We start from the raw sequence: 21056 nt of genomic DNA, 5'->3' as shown, positions 1-21056 counted from the left end.
CTTCTGACGACTGGCAGGCCAGTCGTCTGACTATTACCTAGCGGTTGGATACGAGCCGCCCGAACCACTGCTTGTGCTGTTGTGGAGCGATGCAGTGATCAGGTGAGCGCAGGCTCCGCCTGGTGTGCGTCGATGCTCTCCATGATCCTGTCGTGAGAAGCGGCAGCCGTCAGCGCGTCGTTCTCCGCCTGGATCCGTCCGAGCTCGGATTCCAGGTCCTGGACACGCTGCTGGAGCCGTCGCATCTCGGCGAGGAGTCGAGGGTCGGAGCCGCCGACGTAACCGAGAAGCGCCTTTGCCATGATGGATGGTCCTCCACAATGAGTGACCGACCGAAGCGGTGTGGGTCGTGAGGGATTCGCACCCGCGGTTGCTTGGCAGGCCTGGAGTTGTGCTGCCGTTCAGCCACGCCAAACAGCTAAGGTGCGCGGGGCTTTCAGCGTCTCACCAAAAAGTTTGACGGTCAACACGATCACGCCCCGTATTGGCGGGCAAACCCGGGGGCACACGGCCTTCAGACGGCTGCGCGGCGACTCCTGCGGGCCCTTCGGGGCGTGGCGATCATCCTTAAGTGCGGAGCCTGCCATCGCGAGCCGTTCTTGGCAACCACCTGCCCATTTCTGCTTGAGGCAGTTGCCGGTGGCAGGTCCCTCCGCTTGCGCCAGGGCCGCATTACAGAACCGGCTCAGCGGATGGCGAAGCCGTCGTAACCCCCGCGAGGTGTGTCCCAGATCTCGGTGACACCGTCCACCCGCCCGGGCGTGTCGTCGCCCCGGAGCCAGTCGAGGAGTCCTTCACAACCCTTGCGCGGACCCTCCGCGACCACTTGGACCCGGCCGTCGGCCAAATTGAGAGCAAAACCACTCAGGCCGCCGATCTCGAGGGCCTTGGCCCGCGTGAACCAGCGAAAACCCACACCTTGGACGCGTCCACGCACCCAGGCGACCAGCCGTACATCCTCGCTCATGACTGCAACCTAACGGGCCAATGTCTCTCCGGGCACTTCCTCCCCTGGCGCCATGCGGTACCGTCCCCACCCAATGAATCTCATATGAAACTCACACGATCGAGTGAGTTCTGTGAGGACGTTGAGACCGCAAGGACGAGGAAGGCCAGGACATGGGACGCCACCGACGCTCCGCCGCCGGACGCGCCGCCACGGGCCGCGCCACGGGGGTCACACATACGGACGGCTCCTACACGGAGGGCCACGACCCGCTCAACTCGTACGACGGCGACCGGCCCACGATGGGCATCGCGCCCTATCTGAACCCTGAGGCGTACGCCGAGGCCTACGCGAAGAGCGACGCCTACCTCTTCGCCGAGGACGACGACTACGACCGGATCACCAACACCGCGACCTTCCCGGGCGACGCCGGCTCCATGAGCGGCTCGGCCTCGGGCGTGGACACCGCGGTCTTCCGCAGTGACGGCTTCACCCCCAGCTCCGGCTCCCGTCGCCCCGGGGGCACGCACCGCCGCCGCAAGAAGAAGGCGGCGGCGCCGGTGAAGACCGGTCTGCTCGGCGTCTCTGCGGCGGTCGCCCTGGGCACGGTCGCGGTCGCCACCGGTGTGGTGCCCGGTATCGACAACTACAGGCTCGGCGGCGGCAGCGGCGCGGACAAGGTGCAGGCCGCCGACACCCCGACCAATTCCCCCAACGAGCAGGGCGGCACGTCCGGCAGCGCCGACAGCCACGACAACGGCTCCTCGACGAGCCGCGACAACGAACGCCCCAGCTCGCCGGCCCCGTCGACCTCGTCGGCCGCACCGACGAAGACCCCGTCGAAGAAGCCCTCGGCCGCGCCCAGCCAGAAGCCGAAGGACACCCCTTCCCGCACGGCCACGAAGGCGCCGCAGAAGGAGCCTGAGAGGAAGCCCGAGAAGGAGCAGACCAGCGCTCCCGTGGCGGTCTCCGCGCAGGCCGCCGCCGCGGCCGAGGTGCTGAAGCTCGTCAACGAGGAGCGCGCCCAGGTCGGCTGCAGCGCGGTCGCCGCCAACAGCTCGCTCACCGAGCTGGCCCAGGACTTCAGCGCGGACATGGCCAAGCGGGGCTTCTTCGACCACACCGACCCCGACGGCGCATCCCCGTGGGACCGTGCCGCAAAGGCCGGCATCACCGACCTCGGCGGCGAGAACATAGCCCGCGGCCAGTCCGACGCGGCCGCCGTGATGGACGCCTGGATGAACAGCCCGGGCCACAAGGCCAACATCCTGAACTGCGACTTCAAGACCCTCGGCGTGGGCGTGCAGCTCGGCGCCGGCGGCCCCTGGTGGACGCAGGACTTCGGGTACTGAGCACGGGGAAGGGCGCGCCCGGTGGGCGCGCCTGGGTCAGGCCGTCCGGCCGTCGTTGGCCTCCCTGTGCATACCCGCGCACAGGGCCCAGACGATGAAGATGTTGATGGCGACCAGCGCCAGGGCCCATAGGGGGTAGTACGGCACCCACAGGAAGTTGGCGAGCGCGCCCAGCCCGGCCACGAGGACGCCGAAGAAGCGTGCCCGCAGTGCTCCGCTGAGTACGGCGCAGCCTGCAATGACGGGGGCGATTCCCACAATCAGGTGGACCCAGCCCCAGCCCGTCAGGCCGAACTCGAACACGTAGTGACGTGCCGCGAGGAACAGGTCATCCTCAGCAATGGCCGCGATTCCCTCGAAGATCGCCATTGCTCCGCCGAAGATCATCAGTGCTGCCGCGAGGACGGTGGCGCCGGATGTGGGCCCATGCCACGGGCGCGGGCCGGCGTTGGCCCATTCGGGTTGAGGGGGCGCCACGGGCCATGTCGGCCTCCTTGGGTCGCAGAGCCATCCGGTCAGCCGAGCTTCCTGGACTGACTCGATCCCTGATCTCAGCGTGGCCCGACGGCACTCCGTCGGCATTCCGACGCCGAGGCACCGCCCGCGTTGTCGTTGGGCACCCTCCAAAGACCCCTGGACGGCCGCGGCTGCCGATTCAGTCCTCGGCAAGCCCCAGGGGCCGCAGGGCCGACGTGTAGTCGCCGGTGACCACGAGGTGGTCGATGACCTCGACCATCGCGGGGATGCCGGCGTCCCGGACCATCAGGTTGTCCCAGCAGTTGAAGTACCGGCCGTCGAGGCACTCCCCGGTGTCCTTCCAGCGGTCCATCAGGCGGCGCGCCTCGTCGAGGGTGAAGACGGTCCCGGACCAGCGCTGTCCATCGGCGAACGTCACCCACATGTCGACGTTGCACACCTCGTCGAGGTCCTCCCCCGCGCCGGGCACGAAGCAGATCTCGTACCCCTCCCTGCGCACCCGGTAGAACGGGCCGTCCCACATGCTTCCCCCAAGGCGCCGTCCCCCAGCGGCCGGCTCGGTGGGCAGGCTACTGAGTGGACGGCGCCTCGTGCGTGTTCTTTATGGCGTCGCTCAGGCGGCCACGCGCCCCCGCGCGAACGTCTTCGCCGTCTCCGTCACCCGGCGCCCCAGGTGCTCGGCCGTGGCCACGTCGGCCTTGTGGACGGCCTCCGGCCCCTGGTCCGCGTTGGTCTGGGCGGCGGCGCCCGTGAAGACGCCCAGGCGGTTGAGGTCGTTCTCGGAGCCGGCACTGCTGTTCCAGCCGGGGAGCAGGCCGAGGTTGATCCAGTGCATGCCGAGCTGCGCGGCCAGGATCTGGAAGAACTGCAGGGTGTGCAGCTTGTCGCCGCTCTTGGAGGCGGAGTTGGTGAAGCCGGCGGCCAGCTTGTCCGTCCAGGCCTGCTCGGCCCAGCGCTTCGAGGTGGCCTCGGCGAAGACGTGGAAGGCGCCGGAGGCGGTGCCCATGTAGGTGGGCGAACCGAACACGATCGCGTCCGAGGCGTCGAGGATCGCCCACTGCTCCTCGGTGATCTCGTCCACCTTGATCAGGTGCACCTCGGCACCGGCCTCGACGGCACCTGAGCGGACGGCCTCGGCGATGACGGCAGTGTGGCCGTAGCCGGAGTGGTAGGCGATGGAAACGACGGGGGTGGTCACTTGGACACTCCTGAACGTAGGCAGCCCAGCGAGAAGCAGCTCGCTGGCGATGACGAAAGGAAAGCACTAACTATTAGTTAGTGCAACCTGCCGGTTAGCGCTGCACTCGAGTACGCTTGAGGCATGGACACCACGCAGGAGCGCACGGAGGCGCAGGACCTCCCGTACAACGTGTTCGCCAAGGCCTGCCCCTCGCGCGGCACGCTGGAGCACGTCACGGGCCGCTGGGGCGGGCTCACGCTCGGCGCTCTGTACGAGGGCTCGCTGCGCTTCAACGAACTGCGCCGCCGCGTCGACGGCGTCAGCGAGAAGATGCTGTCCCAGACGCTGCACGCCCTGGAGCGCGACGGCCTGGTTCACCGCGATGCCCAACCGACGAACCCGCCGCGCGTCGACTACGAACTGACGCCCCTGGGGCGCGGGGTGGCACAGCGGCTGCTGAACCTCATCCACTTCGTGGAGGGGCAGATGGACGACGTCCTCGAAGCACGTGTGCGCTACGACGAGACGCGCGGCGCCCTCTGACACTTCGGGCAGAAGTAGCTGGACCGGTTCATCCAGGCCCGCCTGCGCATCGGCGTACCGCACCTCTTGCACGGCAGCCCTTCACGGCCGTACGCGTCGAGCGACCGGTCGAAGTAGCCCGACTCGCCGTTGACGTTGACGTAGAGGCTGTCGAAGCTGGTGCCGCCCACCGCGAGGGCGGCGTTCATGACGTCCCTTACGTGGCCGAGGAGTTCGAGGCTGCGCGGGCGTGTGAAGGTCGCGGTCGGGCGGTCGTAGTGGAGGCGGGCGCGCCAAAGGGCCTCGTCCGCGTAGATGTTGCCGACGCCGCTGATCAACGACTGGTCGAGCAGGGCCCGTTTGATGGTCGAGCGCTTGCGGCGCAGGGCCTGGTGGAAGGCCTCGTCGTCGAAGAGCGGGTCGAGGGGGTCGCGGGCGATGTGCGCGATGACGTCGGGCAGGCCGTCGGGGGTGTTGTCGTGCAACGACAGGCCGCCGAAGGTGCGTTGGTCGACGAAGCGCAGTTCGGTGTCGAGGGCGTCTGCGAACCGCACCCGGATCCTGAGGTGCTTCTCGTCGGGCGCGGTGCTCGGCTGGACCAGCAGCTGGCCGCTCATGCCGAGGTGGGCCAGGATCGACTGGTGCGTGTCCTCCAGGGGCAGCCACAGGTACTTACCGCGGCGGCTCGGCGTGCCGATGCGGTGGCCCTTGAGGCGGTGCGCGAAGTCGTCGCCACCCGCGATGTGCCTGCGTACGGCACGCGGGTGCAGCACCTCGGCATCGGCGACCGTACGGTGGGCGACCCAACGCTCCAGTCCGCGCCGTACGACCTCGACCTCGGGCAACTCGGGCATGGGGATCCCCCGTCATACCTGCGCGGCCCGGCAGGGCCGCTCAATGGGCCGAGCGCCCGCCCCACGGCGGGGTACGGGCGCTCGGATCGCGCTGTGTCGGTCAGGCGGAGGCCGACGACGCATCGGCGTCGGGCTCGGCGGCATCGGCCGCCGACTTGCGGGCGCGCTCCTCCGCGGCGGCCTTGATGGCCCGCCATGCGGATTCCGCGGCCTGCTGCTCCGCCTCCTTCTTGCTGCGGCCGGTGCCGGTGCCGTACGAGACGCCTCCGACGCGGGCGGCAGCAGTGAAGGTCTTCTCGTGGTCGGGGCCGGTCTCCGTGACCAGGTACTCGGGCACGCCGAGCCCCTCGGTCGCGGTGAGCTCCTGGAGACTGGTCTTCCAGTCCAGGCCGGCTCCGAGGTTCGAGGACTTCTCGATCAGGGGGTCGAACAGGCGGTGCACCAGCTCCGCCGCCGAGTCCAGGCCCTGGTCGAGATAGACCGCGCCGATCACCGCTTCCAGGGTGTCGGCAAGGATGGACGCCTTGTCCCGGCCGCCCGTGCCCTCTTCACCGCGGCCGAGCCGGATGAAGGAGCCCAGGTCGAGCCCGCGGCTGACCTCCGCCAGCGCACGAGAGTTGACCACCGCGGCCCGCAGCTTGGCCAGTTGGCCTTCAGGCAGGTCGGGGTGGGTGCGGTACAGCGTGTCCGTGACAACGAGGCCGAGGACGGAGTCCCCGAGGAACTCCAGGCGCTCGTTGGTGGGCAGGCCGCCGTTCTCGTACGCGTACGAACGGTGGGTCAGCGCACGCACCAGAAGGGCGGACTCGAGCTTGTACCCGAGCCGCCCTTCCAACAGCGTGTGGGACGAGGCCTGGTTGTCCGCCTTCTTACGGGCGTGTGGGTCCGCCTTGGCGTCTTCCGCCTTCTTGGCAGTGGACACAGTGCCTCTCACCAGCCGCTCAGACCTCGAGGACCTGGCGCTTGTTGTAGGTGCCGCAAGACGGGCACGCAATGTGCTGCTGCTTGGGCTCGTGGCAGCGCTCGCACGCAACCAGGGGGGTGACCGCAGCCTTCCACTGCGACCGGCGGTGGCGCGTGTTGCTGCGCGACATCTTCCGCTTCGGAACAGCCACGGCTACTTCTCCTGCTTCTCGTCGACGCCCGCTTCGGCGCCGCTCATCTCGTCCTTCTCGCCGTCCGTCATGGTCTCGGCGAGTCCCTGCAGTGCCGCCCAACGGATGTCGACGGCGTCGTGGTGGTGGTCCGGGTCGTCCGCGAGACGTGCTCCGCACTCGGCGCACAGTCCAGGGCAGTCTTCCTGGCACACCGGCTGCATCGGCAGTGCGAGCACCACCGCATCACGCAGCACTGGTTCGAGGTCGAACAAGCCGTCCTCGAGAAAGAGCCTGTCCTCGTCGTCCTCGGCGTCGGAGCCGGGTTCCGTGTGGTGACGGCCCCGATCATCGGCGTCAGGGTACGAGAACATCTCCTGGAATTCCGCTTCGACGTCGAGCTGAAGCGGCTCCAGACACCTTACGCACTCCCCCTCGGCCTGTGCACGGCCGGTGCCTGTGACAAGCACCCCTTCCATGACCGACTCGAGTCGGAGTTCGAGCTCAACCGGGGCGCCTTCCGGCACTCCGATGACCTTCTGGATACCGAGATCCTTGGGGGCGTCGACCGTGCGGGTCAGGCGCTGCAACGCACCGGGCCGCCGACCCAGCTCGTGCGTGTCGAACACGAGAGGGTTGCGGTGGTCGAGGCGGGCTGTCACGCCATTCCTGCTTTCGATCTGCTGAGCTCAGGGGTTTACTGCCCTTGGATGATCCCGGGCAGCGTTGATCGCGGACGTACACGCGACCGAAGAGCCAGGATACTGGACCTTTCGCTCATGGCCCAATCCGGTGGCTGTTACTGGCCGCGCCCCTGCTCGTAGGCCCGCAACTGCTCCGCGCTGATCATGCTCGTGTCGAAGAGACTGGTCTCGTCGAGGGCGTAGCCCTGGCCGTCCTGCGCGGCCTGCTGCGGGACCTGGTGCTGGGCGTGCTGGGCGTGCTGGGCCTGGTGCTGGTCGTAGGCAGCCTGCTGAGGGTCGTAGCCCTGGTAGGCGTAGGGGTCGGCCTGCTGGTAGCCGTAAGGATCCTGCTGGCCCGCGTACTGCTGCTGATATCCGGCGTACGGGTCCGCGGTCTGCTGCTGGTAGCCGTACGCGGGCTGTACGGCCTGCTGGTCGTACTGCTGCTGCGCCGGTACGGCGGGCTGCTCGGCCGGTGCCGCCGGAGCTGCCGCGGCGTCCTGCTCCGCGAGCGCGGCGAGGTCGGCGAGGTAGTCGGCGTCGCTGGAGTGCTGGACGGTGCCGGTGTCGTCGGCGAGGGCGCCGAGTTCGTCGCTGGCGATACGGCCGTGCAGCTTCTGCCGGCCGCGGCCGACCGCCTCCAGCGTCTTGGCCAGGACCGCCTCGAAGGCGCCGAGCTTGATGTCGACGTAGTCGTCGGCGTTGCGGCGCAGGGTCTCCGGGTCGTGGCTGCGCTCGGGGGCGTCCTCGTCCTCGTAGCCGTGCTCGTCGGTGCCGGGTCCGGTGCCGAGGAGCTTCTCGCGGCCCCGGCCGACGGAGCCGAGGGTCTTGGTGAGGACGACCTCGAAGTTGGCGAGCTTGGAGTCGACGTAGTCGTCGGCCTCCGCTCGGATGTCCTCGGCCTCCTTGCGGGCCTCGGCGAGGATGCGGTCGGCCTCGGCCTGGGAGCGGCGGGCGACCTCGGTGTCGGAGATCAGCGACCCGCGCTCGGCGTGCGCGCCCTGGATGATCCGGTCGGCCTCCTGGCGGGCCTGCTCGACCATCTGCTCACGGCCGCCGATCAGTTCCTGGGCCTGGGCGAGGGAGCCGGGCAGGGCCGCACGGACCTCTTCCAGCATCGAGAGCAGATCCGCGCGGTTGACCACGCACGAGGCCGACATGGGCATCGACCGGGCACCTGAGACCGAGGCGACGATCTCGTCGAGCTTCTTCTGCACGTCCACCGTGTGCTCGCCACTCTCTACTGCTGTGATGGAGACGGACGGGACGACTGTAGCCCCATCAGTCCTTGCGCAGGCGCTTGTTGAGGGCCTCCAGAACCACCGGCGGCACGAGGTGGGAGACGTCGCCGCCCCAGGTGGCCACCTCCTTGACCAGGGAGGAGGACAGGAAGCTGTAGGTGGGGTTGGTCGGCACGAAGAGCGTCTCCACGCCCGACAGGCCGATGTTCATCTGGGCCATCTGCAGTTCGTAGTCGAAGTCGCTGACGGCACGCAGGCCCTTGACGATGGCCGGGATGTCGCGCTGCTTGCAGAAGTCGACGAGAAGGCCGTGGAAGGCCTCGACGCGGACGTTGCCGTACTCGGCCGTGACCTGGCGGATCAGGTCGAGCCGCTCGTCCACCTCAAGCAGGCCCTTCTTGGCCTTGTTGATCATGACGGCGACGTAGACCTCGTCGTACAGCCTCGAGGCGCGGGAAATGATGTCGAGGTGTCCGTTGGTGATCGGGTCGAACGACCCGGGACATACGGCTCGGCGCACTTGTGATCCCTCGCTCTCGGGTCCGGTCATCGTGCGTCTTCGCACGTGGAGGCGGCGCGACCGTACCAAAACGTTCCCTCGCCGTAACGACGGGCCCGGATCCCTTCGAAACCGTCCGGCCACCGGAACTCTCCGCCTCTGGTGCTGCGCTCCACGGTGACGAGCGCTTCGGCCGCGAGCCAGCCCCCCGAGCGGAGTGTGAGGAGAATCTCCCGAAGATCGTCGTCCGAGACGGCGTACGGGGGATCGAGGAAGACGAGGTCGTACGGCTCGGTCGGCGCCGGGGTCTGGATGATCTGTTCGGCTTTGCCCGACCTGACCTCGGCGCCGGGGAGTCCGAGATTCTTCACGTTCTCGCGGACGACCCTGGCGGCTCGGGCGTCGGCCTCGACCAGGAGGGTGTGGCCGGCGCCGCGGGAGAGTGCCTCCAGGCCGACGGCGCCCGAACCGGCGTAGAGGTCGAGGACGCGTTCGCCTTCCAGGGGGCCGCCGAGGAGGGACTGCCAGGTGGAGAAGAGACCTTCGCGTGCGCGGTCTGATGTTGGCCGGGTTCCCGTGCCTGGCGGCACGGCTAGACGACGTCCGCCGGCTACGCCGGCGATCACGCGGGTCATCTTTGGTCCTTGGGTGTGAGCGGCTTTGGGTTCAGTGTGGCTGGTCGCGCCCCCGAGGCGGTAGCCGCATAGTCCATACAGCCCCGCGCCCCTGGGTCGGCATCCCTCACCCCTTTTCCAAGTACTGTTCCCTTTCCTCGTCCAAGAGGGCGTCCAAGGCTGTGCGCAGGCCCGGGTGGTGCTCCAGCTCCGGATCCGCCGCCACCAGCGTCGCCGCCTCCTCCCGCGCCTCCGCGATGATCTCCTCGTCCTCGATGACCGCTAGCATCCGCAGACTGGTGCGGGCCCCGGACTGGGCCTGGCCCAGGACATCGCCCTCGCGGCGCTGCTCCAGGTCGATGCGGGAGAGTTCGAAGCCGTCGAGGGTGGAGGCGACGGAGTTGAGGCGCTGGCGGGCCGTGCTGGCCTCCGGCATCTCCGTGACCAGGAGGCACAGGCCGGGTGCCGAGCCTCGGCCGACCCGGCCGCGCAGCTGGTGGAGCTGGGAGACGCCGAAGCGGTCGGCGTCCATGATCACCATCGCGGTGGCGTTGGGGACGTTCACGCCGACCTCGATGACCGTCGTGGCCACCAGGACGTCTGTCTCGCCGGCGGCGAACCGGCGCATCACGGCGTCCTTGTCGTCGGGGTGCATGCGACCGTGCAGGACCTCGACCCCGAGGCCCTGGAGAGGCCCCTTGCCGAGCTGGTCCGCCACGTCCAGGACGGCGAGCGGCGGGCGCTTCTCCGCCTCGTCCTCCGGGGACTTCTTCTTGCCGGCCTTCTTCGGGTCGTCCTCCTCGTCGCCGATGCGGGGGCAGACGACGTACGCCTGATGGCCGTTGCCCACCTCCTCGCGCACGCGTTCCCAGGCGCGGGCCAGGAAGTGGGGCTTGTCGGCGGCCGGGACGACATGGCTGGCGATCGGTGAGCGGCCGGCGGGGAGCTGGTCGAGTACCGAGGTCTCCAGGTCGCCGAAGACGGTCATGGCGACGGTACGTGGGATGGGAGTGGCCGTCATGACCAGGAGGTGGGGCGGCTGCTTGCCCTTGCTGCGCAGGGCGTCGCGCTGCTCCACGCCGAACCGGTGCTGTTCGTCCACGACGACCAGGCCGAGGTCGTGGAACTGCACCTTGTCCTCGATCAGCGCGTGTGTGCCGATCACGATCCCGGCCTCGCCGGTGACGAGATCGAGCAGCGCCTGCCGGCGGGCGGCAGCGCCCATGGACCCGGTCAGCACGACCACCTTCGTGGCCTGCTCCGCCCCGCCCAGCATTCCGCCCTCGGCGAGCTCGCCCATCATCTCGACGATCGACCGGTGATGCTGCTGGGCGAGGACCTCGGTGGGCGCGAGCATGGCGGCCTGTCCGCCCGCGTCGACGACGGCGAGCATGGCGCGCAGCGCCACCATCGTCTTCCCCGATCCGACTTCTCCCTGGAGCAACCGGTGCATCGGATGCTCGGTGGCCAGGTCGTCGAAGATCTCCTTCGAGACCTTCTGCTGGCCCTCCGTGAGGGTGAAGGGGAGCCGGTCGTCGAAGGCGGCCAGGAGGCCGTCGGGCTTGGGTTTGCGGGCGACCGCCGGGAGCTGGGCGTCGGCGTGACGGCGGCGGGCCAGGGCCACCTGGAGGACGAAGGCCTCGTCCCACTTGAGGCGGGAGCGGGCGTCCTCGATGTCCGCCTTGGTGTGCGGGCGATGGATCTTGAGGAGGGCTTCGGGGAGGGGAACCAGGCCGCGGCCCTCGCGGAGCGTCGCCGGGACGGGGTCGACCGCCTCCTGGGCGCTGGGCAGGACCGTCTGGATGGCCTTGCCGATCTTCCAGGACTCCAGCTTGGCTGTGGCGGGGTAGATCGGGATGAGGGCGCCGGCCCATGTCTCGACCGTTTCCTCCGAGTCGCCGCGCAGCAACTCGTATGCCGGGTGGGCCAGTTGGAGGCGGCGGTTGAAGACGGAGACCTTGCCCGCGAACATCGCGCGGGTGCCCGGCAGGAGCTCCTTGTGGGGCTTGTGAACGCCGTTGCCGAAGAAGACCAGTTGGAGCCGGCCGCTGCCGTCGGTGATCGTGACTTCCAGGCGCTGGCCCTTGCCGCGCGGGGCCTTGCTGGAGGCGAAGGTGTGCAGGCGCGCGTCGGCGACCATGGCGACCACCGTGACGTGCTCGTCCATGGGGAGGTCGGCGAGGTGGGTGAGCTGGCCGCGCTCCTCGTATCTGCGCGGGTAATGGTGCAGAAGGTCGCCGACGGTGTGCAGGCCGAGGTGCTCGGCCATCACCTTCGCGGTGGGAGGGCCGAGCACCTTTTTCAGTGGTTCTTCCAGTGCGGGCACGAGATCCATTCCACACCACGGCACTGACAATGCCGTAGAGGTCAGGGCGGCGGTCCGGGTAAACGTCCCGGAAACCCCTGGTCAGACGGTTCGTTTCGGCCCTAGGATGACGCGCTCCGGCCATCCTTTCGCGGTCACCGCCTCACCGGGACCGCCCGACCCCGCGCCGTCGCGAAGTCCCCCCACCGGCGCAGCGACGATGGACTCCCAGACCTCACAGTCATCCCAGGCACCTCAGCCGTCCCAGTCACCTCATACGTTCCAGGTCGACCTGCGCGGTCTGGTGGACCTGCTCTCCCACCACCTGTACTCCAGCCCGAAGGTCTACCTTCGCGAGCTGCTGCAGAACGCGGTCGACGCCATCACCGCCAGACGCGCCGAAGAGCCGGACGCGCCCGCCAAGGTCCGGCTCTACGCCGAGTCGGGCGCCCTGCGGGTCGAGGACTCCGGGGTCGGGCTGACCGAGGCGGACGTGCACAACCTCCTCGCCACCATCGGCCGTAGCTCCAAGCGTGCCGAAGGGCTTCAGGAGGCCCGGTCCGACTTCCTCGGCCAGTTCGGCATCGGTCTGCTGGCCTGTTTCGTGGTCGCCGAGCGCATCCGGGTGGTCAGCCGCAGCGCCCGTACGCCGGACGCGGCACCCGTGGAGTGGACGGCGACGGACGACGGTTCGTACACCGTGCGGACGCTGCCGGACGACGCCCGCTCCGAACCGGGCACCACCGTGCACCTGGTGGCGCGGGCAGGGACCGGCGAGTGGCTGGCGCAGGACCGGGTTCTGGCGCTGGCGCGGGACTTCGGCTCGCTGCTGCCGTACGACGTCCGGGTCGGCGACGAGGCGGTCACCGACCTGCCCGCGCCCTGGGACCGTCAGTACCCCTCCCCCGCCAACCGCAGGGTGGCCCTGGCCCGGCACTGTCACGACCTGTTCGGCTTCACGCCGCTGGACTCGATCGGGCTGGACGTGCCGCTCGCGGGGATCCGTGGTGTGGCGTACGTCCTTCCGTCGGCGGTCAGCCCCGCCCAGCGGGCCGGTCATCGCGTCCACCTCAAGGGCATGCTGCTGACCGAGCGCGCCGAACAGCTGCTGCCCGACTGGGCCTTCTTCGTGCGCTGCGTCCTGGACACCGACAGCCTGCGGCCGACGGCCTCGCGGGAGTCGCTGTACGAGGACGAGACGCTGGCGGGCGTACGGGAAGCGCTCGGCGAAAGGATTCGGTCCTGGCTGACGGGGCTGGCGGCCGGTGATCCGGAACGGCTGTCGGCATTCCTGGCCGTGCACCACCTGGGCGTGAAGTCGCTGGCGCGGCACGACAAGGAGATGCTGCGCACGATGCTGCCGTGGCTGCCCTTCGAGACGACCGACGGGCCGCTGTCCCTGGAGGAGTTCGCGCAGCGGCACCCGGTGGTGCACTTCACGCGGACCGTCGAGGAGTACCGGCAGGTCGCTCCGATCGCGTCCGCGCAGGGCGTCGGGGTCATCAACGGCGGCTACACGTACGACAGCGAGCTGGTCGAGGCGTTGCCGTCGGTGCGGCCGGGTACGGTCGTCGCCGAGCTGGACGCGGACACCGTGACCGCCCATCTGGACTCGGTCGACCCGGCCGAGGAGCTCGCTCTCGCGGGCTTCCTGGCGGCCGCGCGGGCAAAGCTCGACCCGCTGGGCTGTGACGTCGTCCTGCGCGCCTTCCATCCGCTGTCCGTGCCCGCGCTGCACCTCGACGACCGGGCGGCCCGGCACGAGCAGGCGCGCGCGGAGGCCGAGGAGCAGGCCGACGACCTGTGGGCGGGCATCCTCGGCTCGCTGCGCGGCAGCGCGCCACGCGCGCGTCTGGTGCTCAACCACCTCAACCCGCTGATCCGGCGGATCAGTTCACTGGGCGATCCGGAGCTGATCGGCACCGCCACCGAGTCCCTCTACGGGCAGGCCCTGCTGATGGCGCAGCGCCCGCTCAGGCCGGCGGACTCCGCGCTGCTGAACCGGGCCTTCATCGGCCTGCTGGAGTGGGCCACGAACGGCGAGGAGGGCCACCGATGAGCGACGTCACGGACTTCGACTCGCTGCGCCGGGCGATGGCGGAGAACGCCGAGGAGCCGGAGGGTCCCGCCCGCAACGCGCGCGCGGAGCAGCTGCTCGTCGAGGCCGAGAAACTGAGCATCCCGCTCGCCGTGATCGAGGCGCTCGGGCACCAGCTGAAGGTCTACAACTACAGCTCCGAGAAGGACAAGATGTTCGTCCCCTTCGCGCGTCTGCTGCGCATGTGGGACGAGCGGCCCGAGGACTTCGACGAGTACGAGACGCACTCGCTGCACTGGGTTTTCAAGTGGATGTCGTCCGGCATGCTCGACCAGCCGCACATCCCGCTCGCCTCGATCGAGAAGTGGCTCGGCGAGATGGAGCACCGCTACCGGCTCGCCGGGCACTCCGAACGGGCCGTGCGCAGCGCCGAGTTCAGTGTGGCCGCGCATGTCGGGGACGTGGCGCGGGCCGAGCGGGCCTACGGAGCCTGGCTGGCCGCCGACCGGGACGGCATGGCCGACTGCCACGCGTGCGAGCTGCACGGGCAGGGCTGGTGGCAGGCCGAGCAGGGCCGGGACACGGAGGCGCTCGAGCTGTGGGCGCCGGTCCTGGAGGGCGAGTTCGCCTGCGCCCACGAGCCGCACACGGTCCTCGCGTCCTCCCTGGGGCCGCTGCTGCGCCTGGGCCGCGTGGACGAGGCCCGCGCCAACCATCTGCGGGGCTTCAGGCTCGTACGGGCCATGGAGAGCATGCGCGGCGCCTACGCGGACCACGTCGAGTTCTGCGTGCTGACCGGCAACGAGGCGCGCGGCCTGGAGCTGCTCGCGGAGCGGCCGGCCTACTTCACGGACACCGGGCATCCGCGCAGCAAGCTGGAGTTCATGGCGGTCGTGGCCCTGCTCATGGACCGCCTCACCGAGCTGGGGCTGTTCGAGCAGCGGGTTCCGGGACCGGCGGGCCGCGACTGGACCGCCGGTGAACTGGCCGCACACGCGCGTGCGCAGGCCCTCGCGCTGGCCGCGGGCTTCGACGAGCGCAACGGCACGGAGCACGTCAGTGAGCGGGCACGCGCGCGTATGGAACAGCGGCCACTGGTGGAGCGGCTGCCGCTGGGGGTGCGCACGGCTGCCCGACCGAAGGCGGTGGCGATGCCCACACCGGCTGCGGCCGCCGCACCCGGCGGTTCCGAGGGGGTCGACGCGCAGGCCGACCTGCCCGCGCTGCTCGCCGAGGCACGGCGGCTGTCGGACACCCTGCAGCCCAACGCCATCGAGGCCTGGGCTGCCGTCTCCCGTGCCGCCGAGGGCGTCGAACTGCACGCCCTCGACCGCGCGGAGATCGCCGACCACCGGGCCATGGACCTGGGCCCCGAGGGCATCCCCCTCTTCGAGGAGGCCGCCGAGCTGTACGCGGCGGCGGGCGACCCCGGGGAGGCGCTGGCGGCACGCGCGCGTGGAGCGTACGTAAGCGCTCTCACGGGCGAGGTGCCGCAGGCCCTCACGGCGATCGCCGGCCTGTATGACCGGGTTCTAGCGCTGTACGCCGAGGACGGCACGGGCGTACGTCAGACGGCGGCCGTGCTGATGAGCCGGGCGCGGATTCTGATGCGGCGGGTGCACGAGACGGACGACGCGGTGCCGGAGGCTGTTCTCGCCGACGCGGAGACCGCCGCCCGTGAGGTGCTGGCGCTCGTCGACGGGCGGGCCGGGGACGACGTACGGCTTGCTTCGCGGGCCGCGGAGGCGCAGGCGATGCTCGCGGAGCTGGCGGCGCTCACCGGGGACGTGGAGGGGGCCGCGGAGCTGTTCGCGCGGGCTTCGGCGGAGTTCGTCGGGGCCGGGCTGCCGTGGTTCGCGGTGGAGTACGAGGCGCGGCTGGCCGGGCTCGCGCATCATCTCGGCGACACCGCGGAGGCCGAGCGGGCGCTGCGGGCGGCCCTGGAGCACGGCGGGCCGCACCTGGAGGCGACCGGACGGGCCCAGCTGCATCTGCAGCTGGCCGAGGTGCTCGGCGGCCGTGGGCTGTCCGAGGAGGCTGCCGAACACGCCCTACAGGCGGCGCACTGGGCCGACGAGGCGGGCGAGAGCCGGACGCTGGGCGCCTGGGCGCGGCAGCAGCTGGGCGGGTTCCTGCTGCGGCAGGGACGGTTCGCCGAGGCGGCCGAGGTGCTGGAGTCGGCGCTGCCCGACCTGAGCGCGGAGACGCACGGCGACGGCGCGGTCGTCCAGACGCAGTGGTGGCTCGGCGACTGCCTGAGCGAGCTCGGCGACCACCGCGAGGCGGCCGAACGCCGGTTGCAGGCGGCCGAGACCGCCCGGCACTGGCCCGAGCAGCACGACCACGCCACGCTGGCCCACCTCGCCGCCGAGTCCCTCGGCCACGCGGGCCTGCACGCCGAGGCGGACCAGGCGTACGCCCGCGCGGGTGCGCTGTGGCGCACCCTCGGCAATGTGCACGGCCTGGTCCGCTCCCTGCGAGCCCGTGCGTGGCTGGCGCTGCGGGTGGAGGACGTGGAGGGCGGGGCGGACACCGCGTCCGAGCTGATGGCGAGCGCGATCGAGGAGTGCAGGGCGGCGCTGGAGGCGGTCGACGACGACGAGGCGCGCGAACGCCTGGTCGCCGAACTCGGCCACACTCACCGGCAGTTCGGTGACCTGCTCGCCCGTTCGGCCACGGAGGACGCCGAGGACGAGTCGATCCGGACCGCGCTGGAGGAGGCCCTGTCCCAAGTGACGCGGGCCGTCGCGGTGTTCGGCTCCCTCGGCGAGGACGCCCTGCACAGCCGCACCGGCGCCGAACTCGCCGCGGGCTGGCTGGAGGCCGACCTGAGCCGCCCGGCCGAGGCCGCGGCACGCGCGCGTGCGGTGCTGGTGGCGTACGACGGCCACGACGAGGACGACGAGGCGGCGCAGGAGCGGCGGGCGGAGGCCGGGCAGATGCTCCAGGTGGTGCGGGAGCAGGCCGACGCGGAGCGGGACAGGGCGTAGCCCCGGCCGGGGCAGGGCCTTTCGGCGTGGCGCTATTCCACGCCGATGAGCAGCAGCGCTCCCTGCCGCCCGCCCCGGTACACCACGGTGTCGACGGCGAGATACGACTCACGCACGCGTGCTTCGAGGTGCTCGGCGATCGTCTCGGGCGCCTCGTCGCCGAGGACGAGGGTGACGAGTTCACCGCCGGCCGAGAGCATGCGGTCGAGGACCGTCTCGGCGGTGGCCGTGACGTCCGTCCCGATCACGGCGACGTCCCCGTCGATGAGGCCGAGGACATCGCCGGCCTGACAGATGCCGGCCATGGTCCAGGACTGGCGCTCGGCGACGGCGACCTCGGCATAGCGGGTCGCACCGGCCGCCGAGGTCATCGACACGACGTCCTCGTCGAAGCGGCGGTCCGGCTCGTGCACGGCGAGCGCCGCGATGCCCTGGACCGCGGAGCGGGTGGGGATCAGCGCCACGCGGATGCCCTCCGTGCGGGCCTGCTCGGCCGCCGCGGCGGCGGTGTGGCGCAGTTCGGCGTCGTTGGGCAGCAGCACGACCTCCCGCGCGTGGGCACGCCGTACGGCCTGCACGAGCTCCCCGCTCGCGGGCGGCTCCCCCGGGCGCGCGAGGACAGTGGTCGCGCCGGCCTCGCTGTACAGCCCGGCCAGGCCCTCGCCGGGCACGACGGCGACGACGGCACGCTGGGCCCGCTCCCGGGGCGGTCGCTCGGCACCGGTGGTGTGCACGTCCCCGGCACCGAAGTGGGTGATCCGGATCCGGTACGGCCGCCCCGCCTCGACGCCGGCCTCCACAGCGGCCCCGGCGTCGTCGACGTGCACGTGCACGTTCCACAGCCCGTCACCGCCGACGATCACAAGCGAGTCCCCGAGGTCGTCGAGCCGCCCCCGCAGCCGCGCCACGGCCGCGTCCTCGGCCTCCAGAAGGTAGATCACCTCGAACGCGGGCGCGCCCGCCGCAACGGCGTCGGTGCAGTCCTCGACGTAGGCGAGGGAGGTCTCGCCACCGGGTGAACCGCCCTGCACGCGCGCGTGCACCCCGGAGGCCTGGTGGGCCACCGGGGCAGCCGCCTCCCCCGTGAACGTCTCCACCAGCGCGCCCAGCACCGCCAGCAGTCCCCGTCCGCCGGCGTCGACGACCCCCGCCCGCTCCAGGACCGCCAGTTGCCCGGGCGTCTCGGCCAGCGCCACGCGCGCGCCCTCGTAGGCGGCCCGCGCGACCGCCCCGCAGTCGGCGTGCGCGGCCCCGTCGGCCGCGTCGGCGGCTGCCGAGGCGACGGTGAGGACGGTTCCCTCGACGGGGTGGGCCACGGCCTGGCGGGCGGCGTCCGCGGCCTGCCGCAGGGCGAGACGGAGGCCGGTGCCATCGGTGTGAGCCGCCTCACCCTCGACGGCGAGCACCTGAGCCATGCCGCGCAGCAGCTGGGCGAGGATCGTCCCGGAGTTCCCCCGGGCGCCGATCAGGGCTCCGTGCGCCATCGCGCGGGCGGCGTCCGCCAGGGTGGGCTTGCCGACGTCGTACGCGGCGAACACGGCCTCCACCGCCGCGACCGCCGACTCCACCGTCAAGTACAGGTTCGTCCCGGTGTCCCCGTCGGCCACGGGATAGACGTTGATCGCGTCGATCTCCTCACGCGCCCGGCCCAGTGACTCCAGCGCGAGGCCGCACCAGGTGCGCACCGCGAGAGCATCGAAGAATGTCTGCGGCACCTGCGCCACCTGCGCCTCCTTGAGCTGCCGGCCGTGGCACGCAGCGTAGACCCAGGGTGGGTCCGCGCCGGAAGCGGGCCGGGAGCGGGCCCCTGATCAGGCATGGTAGTTTCGTTGGACTGGCGCAGTCGTTGTATGCTGCTCCGGTTGCCCGATGAAAATCGGGCCGTTCCCCTGGCAGCGCCACTCAGATCTCTCATCGTAGATCTCGATTCCGGCATGCCGGGATTATCCGTAAGAGCATCTGAAGTCTTTGGAGTGACCCGTGGCTGCCAACTGCGACGTCTGCGGCAAGGGGCCGGGCTTCGGCAACAACATCTCGCACTCGCACCGCCGTACGTCCCGTCGCTGGAACCCGAACATCCAGCGCGTGCGTACCGTGGTCGGCGGGACGCCGAAGCGCGTGAACGCCTGCACCTCGTGCATCAAGGCCGGCAAGGTCTCGCGCTGACGCTCAGCTAAAGCGCGCGGCCACAGCTGGTTCGCTGCAGTAAGCCGGTCCACCTCAGGGTGGGCCGGCTTTTTGCCATGCCCGGGGACCGGCTTTTCGCCGTGCGCGAGGCAAGGTTCCTCGCGGCGTCAACGGGCCGTGGTGCCCCGCGTCAGGGCCCAGCCGTGATCCACGGGCCCGATCCCCCCGCCGAGTGCGAAACCGGCGGCGATGGCGCCCGTGACGTACTCCTTGGCGGCCGCCACCGCGTCCGGCACCGACAGTCCCTTCGCGAGATGCGACGCGATCGCGGAGGCGAGGGTGCAGCCCGTGCCGTGGGTGTGGCGGTTGTCGTGGCGCGGGGCTCGCAGCCAGTGCTCCTCGGAGCCGTCGGTGAGGAGGTCCACGGCGTCGCCCGCGAGATGGCCGCCCTTCACCACGACCCACCGCGGCCCGTAGGCCAGCACGGCCGCCGCGGCCCGCCTGAGGTCGTCCTCCGTCTCGACGTGCACTCCGGTGAGTTGGGCCACCTCGTCGAGGTTCGGGGTCGCCACGGTCGCCACCGGCAGCAGCTTCGTGCGTACGGAATCCAGCGCGGACGCCGCCAGCAGCGAGTCGCCGTGCTTGGACACGCCCACCGGGTCGATCACGGCCGGCACGTCGGTGCCGGCGATCAATTCGGCCACCGTCTCGACGAGTTCGGCCGACGCCAGCATGCCCGTCTTGATCGCCTGTACGCCGATGTCATCGACGACGCTGCGGTACTGCGCCCGTACCGCCTCGACCGGCAGCTCCCAAGCGCCCTGCACACCAAGGGAGTTCTGGGCGGTGACTGCCGTGATCACGCTCATGCCGTGCACGCCGAGCGCGAGCATCGTCTTCAGGTCGGACTGGATGCCCGCGCCGCCGCCGGAGTCGGAGCCGGCGACCGCAAGGACGTTGGCGATCATGACTCGATGTCCCCGCCGAAGTGGTCCCAGCCGCCCTTGCGGGTCCACGGTGCCCCGTCCACCGTCACCTGGGGCAGCGCCGAGGGGTTGAGGACCTCGCCGATGACCTTCCAGCGGGCCGGCAGCTTCACGTCCGGCGGGAAGGTCGCCACGATCGCGTGGTCCTCTCCCCCGGTCAGCACCCACTGCATGGGATCGACGCCGACGGCCTGCCCGATGTCGTTCATCTGGGAGGGGATGTCGATCGCGCCGGAGCGGATGTCGATACGGACCTTGCTGGCCTCGGCGATGTGCCCGAGGTCGGCGATCAACCCGTCGCTCACGTCGCACATCGCGGTCGCGCCGAGCCCGGCGGCGGCCGGACCCGCGTGATACGGCGGCTCGGGGCGCCGGTGTGCCTCGACGAAGGCGCGGGGCGAGCGGAAACCGCGGGCGAGCACGGCGTATCCGGCCGCGGACCAGCCCAGCCAGCCCGTCACGGCGACCAGGTCGCCGGGCTGCGCGCCCGCCCGCGTCACGGGCTCCTGGTTGCGCAGATCGCCGAGCGCGGTGATCGACACCATGATCGTGTCGCCCCGTACGACGTCGCCGCCGACCACGGAGGCACCCGCGACCTGGCACTCGTCGCGCAGGCCGTCCATCAGCTCGGTCGGCCAGGTCACCGGGAGTTCGGCGGGGACCACCAGGCCGAGCAGCAGCGCCGTCGGCACCGCGCCCATGGCGGCGATGTCCGCGAGGTTCTGCGCGGCGGCCTTGCGGCCCACGTCGTATGCCGTGGACCAGTCGCGGCGGAAGTGCCGCCCCTCCAGCAGGATGTCGGTGCTGGCGACCACCCTGCGGTCGGGCGCGGCCACCACCGCGGCGTCGTCGCCGGGGCCGACCCGGACCGCCGGGGTGGTGGTGAGACGGGAGGTGAGCTCCCTGATGAGCCCGAACTCGCCGAGCTCACCAACAGTGCCCTTCATTGCCCTTACGCCCCTTCTGTCCCTGTCCGCACCCGGTCGCGCGTCACTACTGTCCTCGCTACGGTCGACGTGTACGTCAACTTCTGTCGTGCCTGCACCCCGGCGCGCAAGCCCCGGCCACCGCAGGTCTCCCCGCGGCGAGCGGCGACGCGATACCGTGGCGTTCCTTTTCCCCACATGATCCTCGTGGCCGCCCTGGAG

At 70.8% G+C, this 21056-nt stretch carries 21 protein-coding genes; 5 read left to right on the top strand and 16 right to left on the bottom strand.

Annotated features, from left to right (window positions below):
* Positions 1–98 precede the first annotated feature (98 nt).
* Together AB5J55_RS30240 and AB5J55_RS30235 are read right to left on the bottom strand one after the other, a co-directional pair.
* The gene (locus AB5J55_RS30240) at positions 99–302 is read right to left on the bottom strand and encodes a hypothetical protein (RefSeq protein ID WP_030048901.1); all 204 of its coding nucleotides are present in this window, start codon (positions 300–302) and stop codon (positions 99–101) included.
* 383 nt (positions 303–685) lie between these two features.
* Positions 686–967 carry an acylphosphatase gene (locus AB5J55_RS30235; protein WP_369273654.1) on the bottom strand — a complete coding sequence of 94 codons (282 nt, stop codon included), beginning with the start codon at positions 965–967 and terminating at the stop codon, positions 686–688.
* 152 nt (positions 968–1119) lie between these two features.
* Here AB5J55_RS30235 and AB5J55_RS30230 point away from each other — a divergent pair, with 152 nt between their 5' ends.
* Positions 1120–2298 carry a CAP domain-containing protein gene (locus AB5J55_RS30230; protein ID WP_369273653.1) on the top strand — a complete coding sequence of 393 codons (1179 nt, stop codon included), beginning with the start codon at positions 1120–1122 and terminating at the stop codon, positions 2296–2298.
* A gap of 36 nt (positions 2299–2334) precedes the next feature.
* Here the strand turns inward: AB5J55_RS30230 and AB5J55_RS30225 are convergent, their stop codons facing one another.
* The 3 genes from AB5J55_RS30225 to AB5J55_RS30215 all read right to left on the bottom strand — a co-directional run bounded on the left by AB5J55_RS30225 (position 2335) and on the right by AB5J55_RS30215 (position 3973).
* Positions 2335–2685, bottom strand: coding sequence for a hypothetical protein (locus AB5J55_RS30225; protein WP_369276339.1), 351 nt, complete (start codon positions 2683–2685; stop codon positions 2335–2337).
* Positions 2686–2953: 268 nt separating this feature from the next.
* A complete protein-coding gene (locus AB5J55_RS30220; protein WP_369273652.1) occupies positions 2954–3298 on the bottom strand; it encodes a hypothetical protein in 345 nt (114 codons plus the stop codon).
* Between the two features lie 90 nt (positions 3299–3388).
* Positions 3389–3973: a flavodoxin family protein gene (locus AB5J55_RS30215; RefSeq protein WP_369273651.1), complete on the bottom strand. Its 585-nt coding sequence runs from the start codon at positions 3971–3973 to the stop codon at positions 3389–3391.
* Between the two features lie 123 nt (positions 3974–4096).
* Here AB5J55_RS30215 and AB5J55_RS30210 point away from each other — a divergent pair, with 123 nt between their 5' ends.
* Positions 4097–4498, top strand: a complete 402-nt coding sequence (locus AB5J55_RS30210) for a winged helix-turn-helix transcriptional regulator (RefSeq protein WP_369273650.1) — start codon at positions 4097–4099, stop codon at positions 4496–4498.
* Here the strand turns inward: AB5J55_RS30210 and mutM are convergent.
* The 8 genes from mutM to recG all read right to left on the bottom strand — a co-directional run bounded on the left by mutM (position 4471) and on the right by recG (position 11797).
* Positions 4471–5331 (bottom strand): bifunctional DNA-formamidopyrimidine glycosylase/DNA-(apurinic or apyrimidinic site) lyase, encoded by an 861-nt coding sequence (gene mutM / locus AB5J55_RS30205; protein WP_369273649.1) that lies wholly within the window; start codon positions 5329–5331, stop codon positions 4471–4473. The two genes, AB5J55_RS30210 and mutM, sit on opposite strands and share 28 nt — an antisense overlap.
* Positions 5332–5431: 100 nt before the next feature.
* Positions 5432–6265, bottom strand: coding sequence for a ribonuclease III (gene rnc / locus AB5J55_RS30200; protein ID WP_369273648.1), 834 nt, complete (start codon positions 6263–6265; stop codon positions 5432–5434).
* 7 nt (positions 6266–6272) lie between these two features.
* Complete coding sequence (rpmF, locus tag AB5J55_RS30195) at positions 6273–6446, bottom strand: 50S ribosomal protein L32 (RefSeq protein WP_015657589.1); 174 nt, start codon at positions 6444–6446, stop codon at positions 6273–6275.
* A gap of 2 nt (positions 6447–6448) precedes the next feature.
* Entirely contained in the window at positions 6449–7087 is a 639-nt protein-coding gene (locus AB5J55_RS30190; RefSeq protein ID WP_369273647.1) for a DUF177 domain-containing protein, read from the bottom strand.
* Between the two features lie 137 nt (positions 7088–7224).
* On the bottom strand, positions 7225–8331 hold the full coding sequence (locus AB5J55_RS30185; protein WP_369273646.1) for an ATP synthase F0 subunit B: 1107 nt from the start codon (positions 8329–8331) through the stop codon (positions 7225–7227).
* A 58-nt stretch (positions 8332–8389) separates the two neighbouring features.
* Entirely contained in the window at positions 8390–8869 is a 480-nt protein-coding gene (gene coaD / locus AB5J55_RS30180) for a pantetheine-phosphate adenylyltransferase (protein WP_328422970.1), read from the bottom strand.
* A 26-nt stretch (positions 8870–8895) separates the two neighbouring features.
* Entirely contained in the window at positions 8896–9483 is a 588-nt protein-coding gene (rsmD, locus tag AB5J55_RS30175; protein WP_369273645.1) for a 16S rRNA (guanine(966)-N(2))-methyltransferase RsmD, read from the bottom strand.
* Positions 9484–9589: 106 nt separating this feature from the next.
* On the bottom strand, positions 9590–11797 hold the full coding sequence (gene recG, locus AB5J55_RS30170; RefSeq protein WP_369273644.1) for an ATP-dependent DNA helicase RecG: 2208 nt from the start codon (positions 11795–11797) through the stop codon (positions 9590–9592).
* Between the two features lie 190 nt (positions 11798–11987).
* On the opposite strand from recG, the gene AB5J55_RS30165 reads away from it, so the two are divergent.
* Both AB5J55_RS30165 and AB5J55_RS30160 read left to right on the top strand, forming a co-directional pair.
* On the top strand, positions 11988–13826 hold the full coding sequence (locus AB5J55_RS30165) for an HSP90 family protein (protein WP_369273643.1): 1839 nt from the start codon (positions 11988–11990) through the stop codon (positions 13824–13826).
* Positions 13823–16795, top strand: a complete 2973-nt coding sequence (locus AB5J55_RS30160) for a tetratricopeptide repeat protein (RefSeq protein WP_369273642.1) — start codon at positions 13823–13825, stop codon at positions 16793–16795. Before AB5J55_RS30165 ends, AB5J55_RS30160 begins: the two co-directional genes overlap by 4 nt.
* Positions 16796–16827: 32 nt before the next feature.
* Here the strand turns inward: AB5J55_RS30160 and AB5J55_RS30155 are convergent, their stop codons facing one another.
* Complete coding sequence (locus tag AB5J55_RS30155) at positions 16828–18519, bottom strand: DAK2 domain-containing protein (RefSeq protein WP_369273641.1); 1692 nt, start codon at positions 18517–18519, stop codon at positions 16828–16830.
* A gap of 256 nt (positions 18520–18775) precedes the next feature.
* Between AB5J55_RS30155 and rpmB the strand changes: the two genes are divergently transcribed.
* Complete coding sequence (gene rpmB, locus AB5J55_RS30150) at positions 18776–18961, top strand: 50S ribosomal protein L28 (protein WP_003993230.1); 186 nt, start codon at positions 18776–18778, stop codon at positions 18959–18961.
* A 128-nt stretch (positions 18962–19089) separates the two neighbouring features.
* Here rpmB and thiD read toward each other — a convergent pair whose 3' ends face one another.
* Together thiD and AB5J55_RS30140 are read right to left on the bottom strand one after the other, a co-directional pair.
* Positions 19090–19890: a bifunctional hydroxymethylpyrimidine kinase/phosphomethylpyrimidine kinase gene (gene thiD / locus AB5J55_RS30145; protein ID WP_369273640.1), complete on the bottom strand. Its 801-nt coding sequence runs from the start codon at positions 19888–19890 to the stop codon at positions 19090–19092.
* Positions 19887–20855, bottom strand: a complete 969-nt coding sequence (locus tag AB5J55_RS30140; protein ID WP_328422982.1) for a thiamine-phosphate kinase — start codon at positions 20853–20855, stop codon at positions 19887–19889. The genes thiD and AB5J55_RS30140 overlap by 4 nt, the downstream gene beginning before the upstream one ends.
* Positions 20856–21056: the final 201 nt, after the last annotated feature.

The sequence above is a fragment of the Streptomyces sp. R11 genome (assembly GCF_041051905.1).
Lineage (GTDB): Bacteria > Actinomycetota > Actinomycetes > Streptomycetales > Streptomycetaceae > Streptomyces.
Note: the sequence above shows the minus strand (reverse complement) of the source record. Positions and strands in the feature narration are given on the sequence as shown.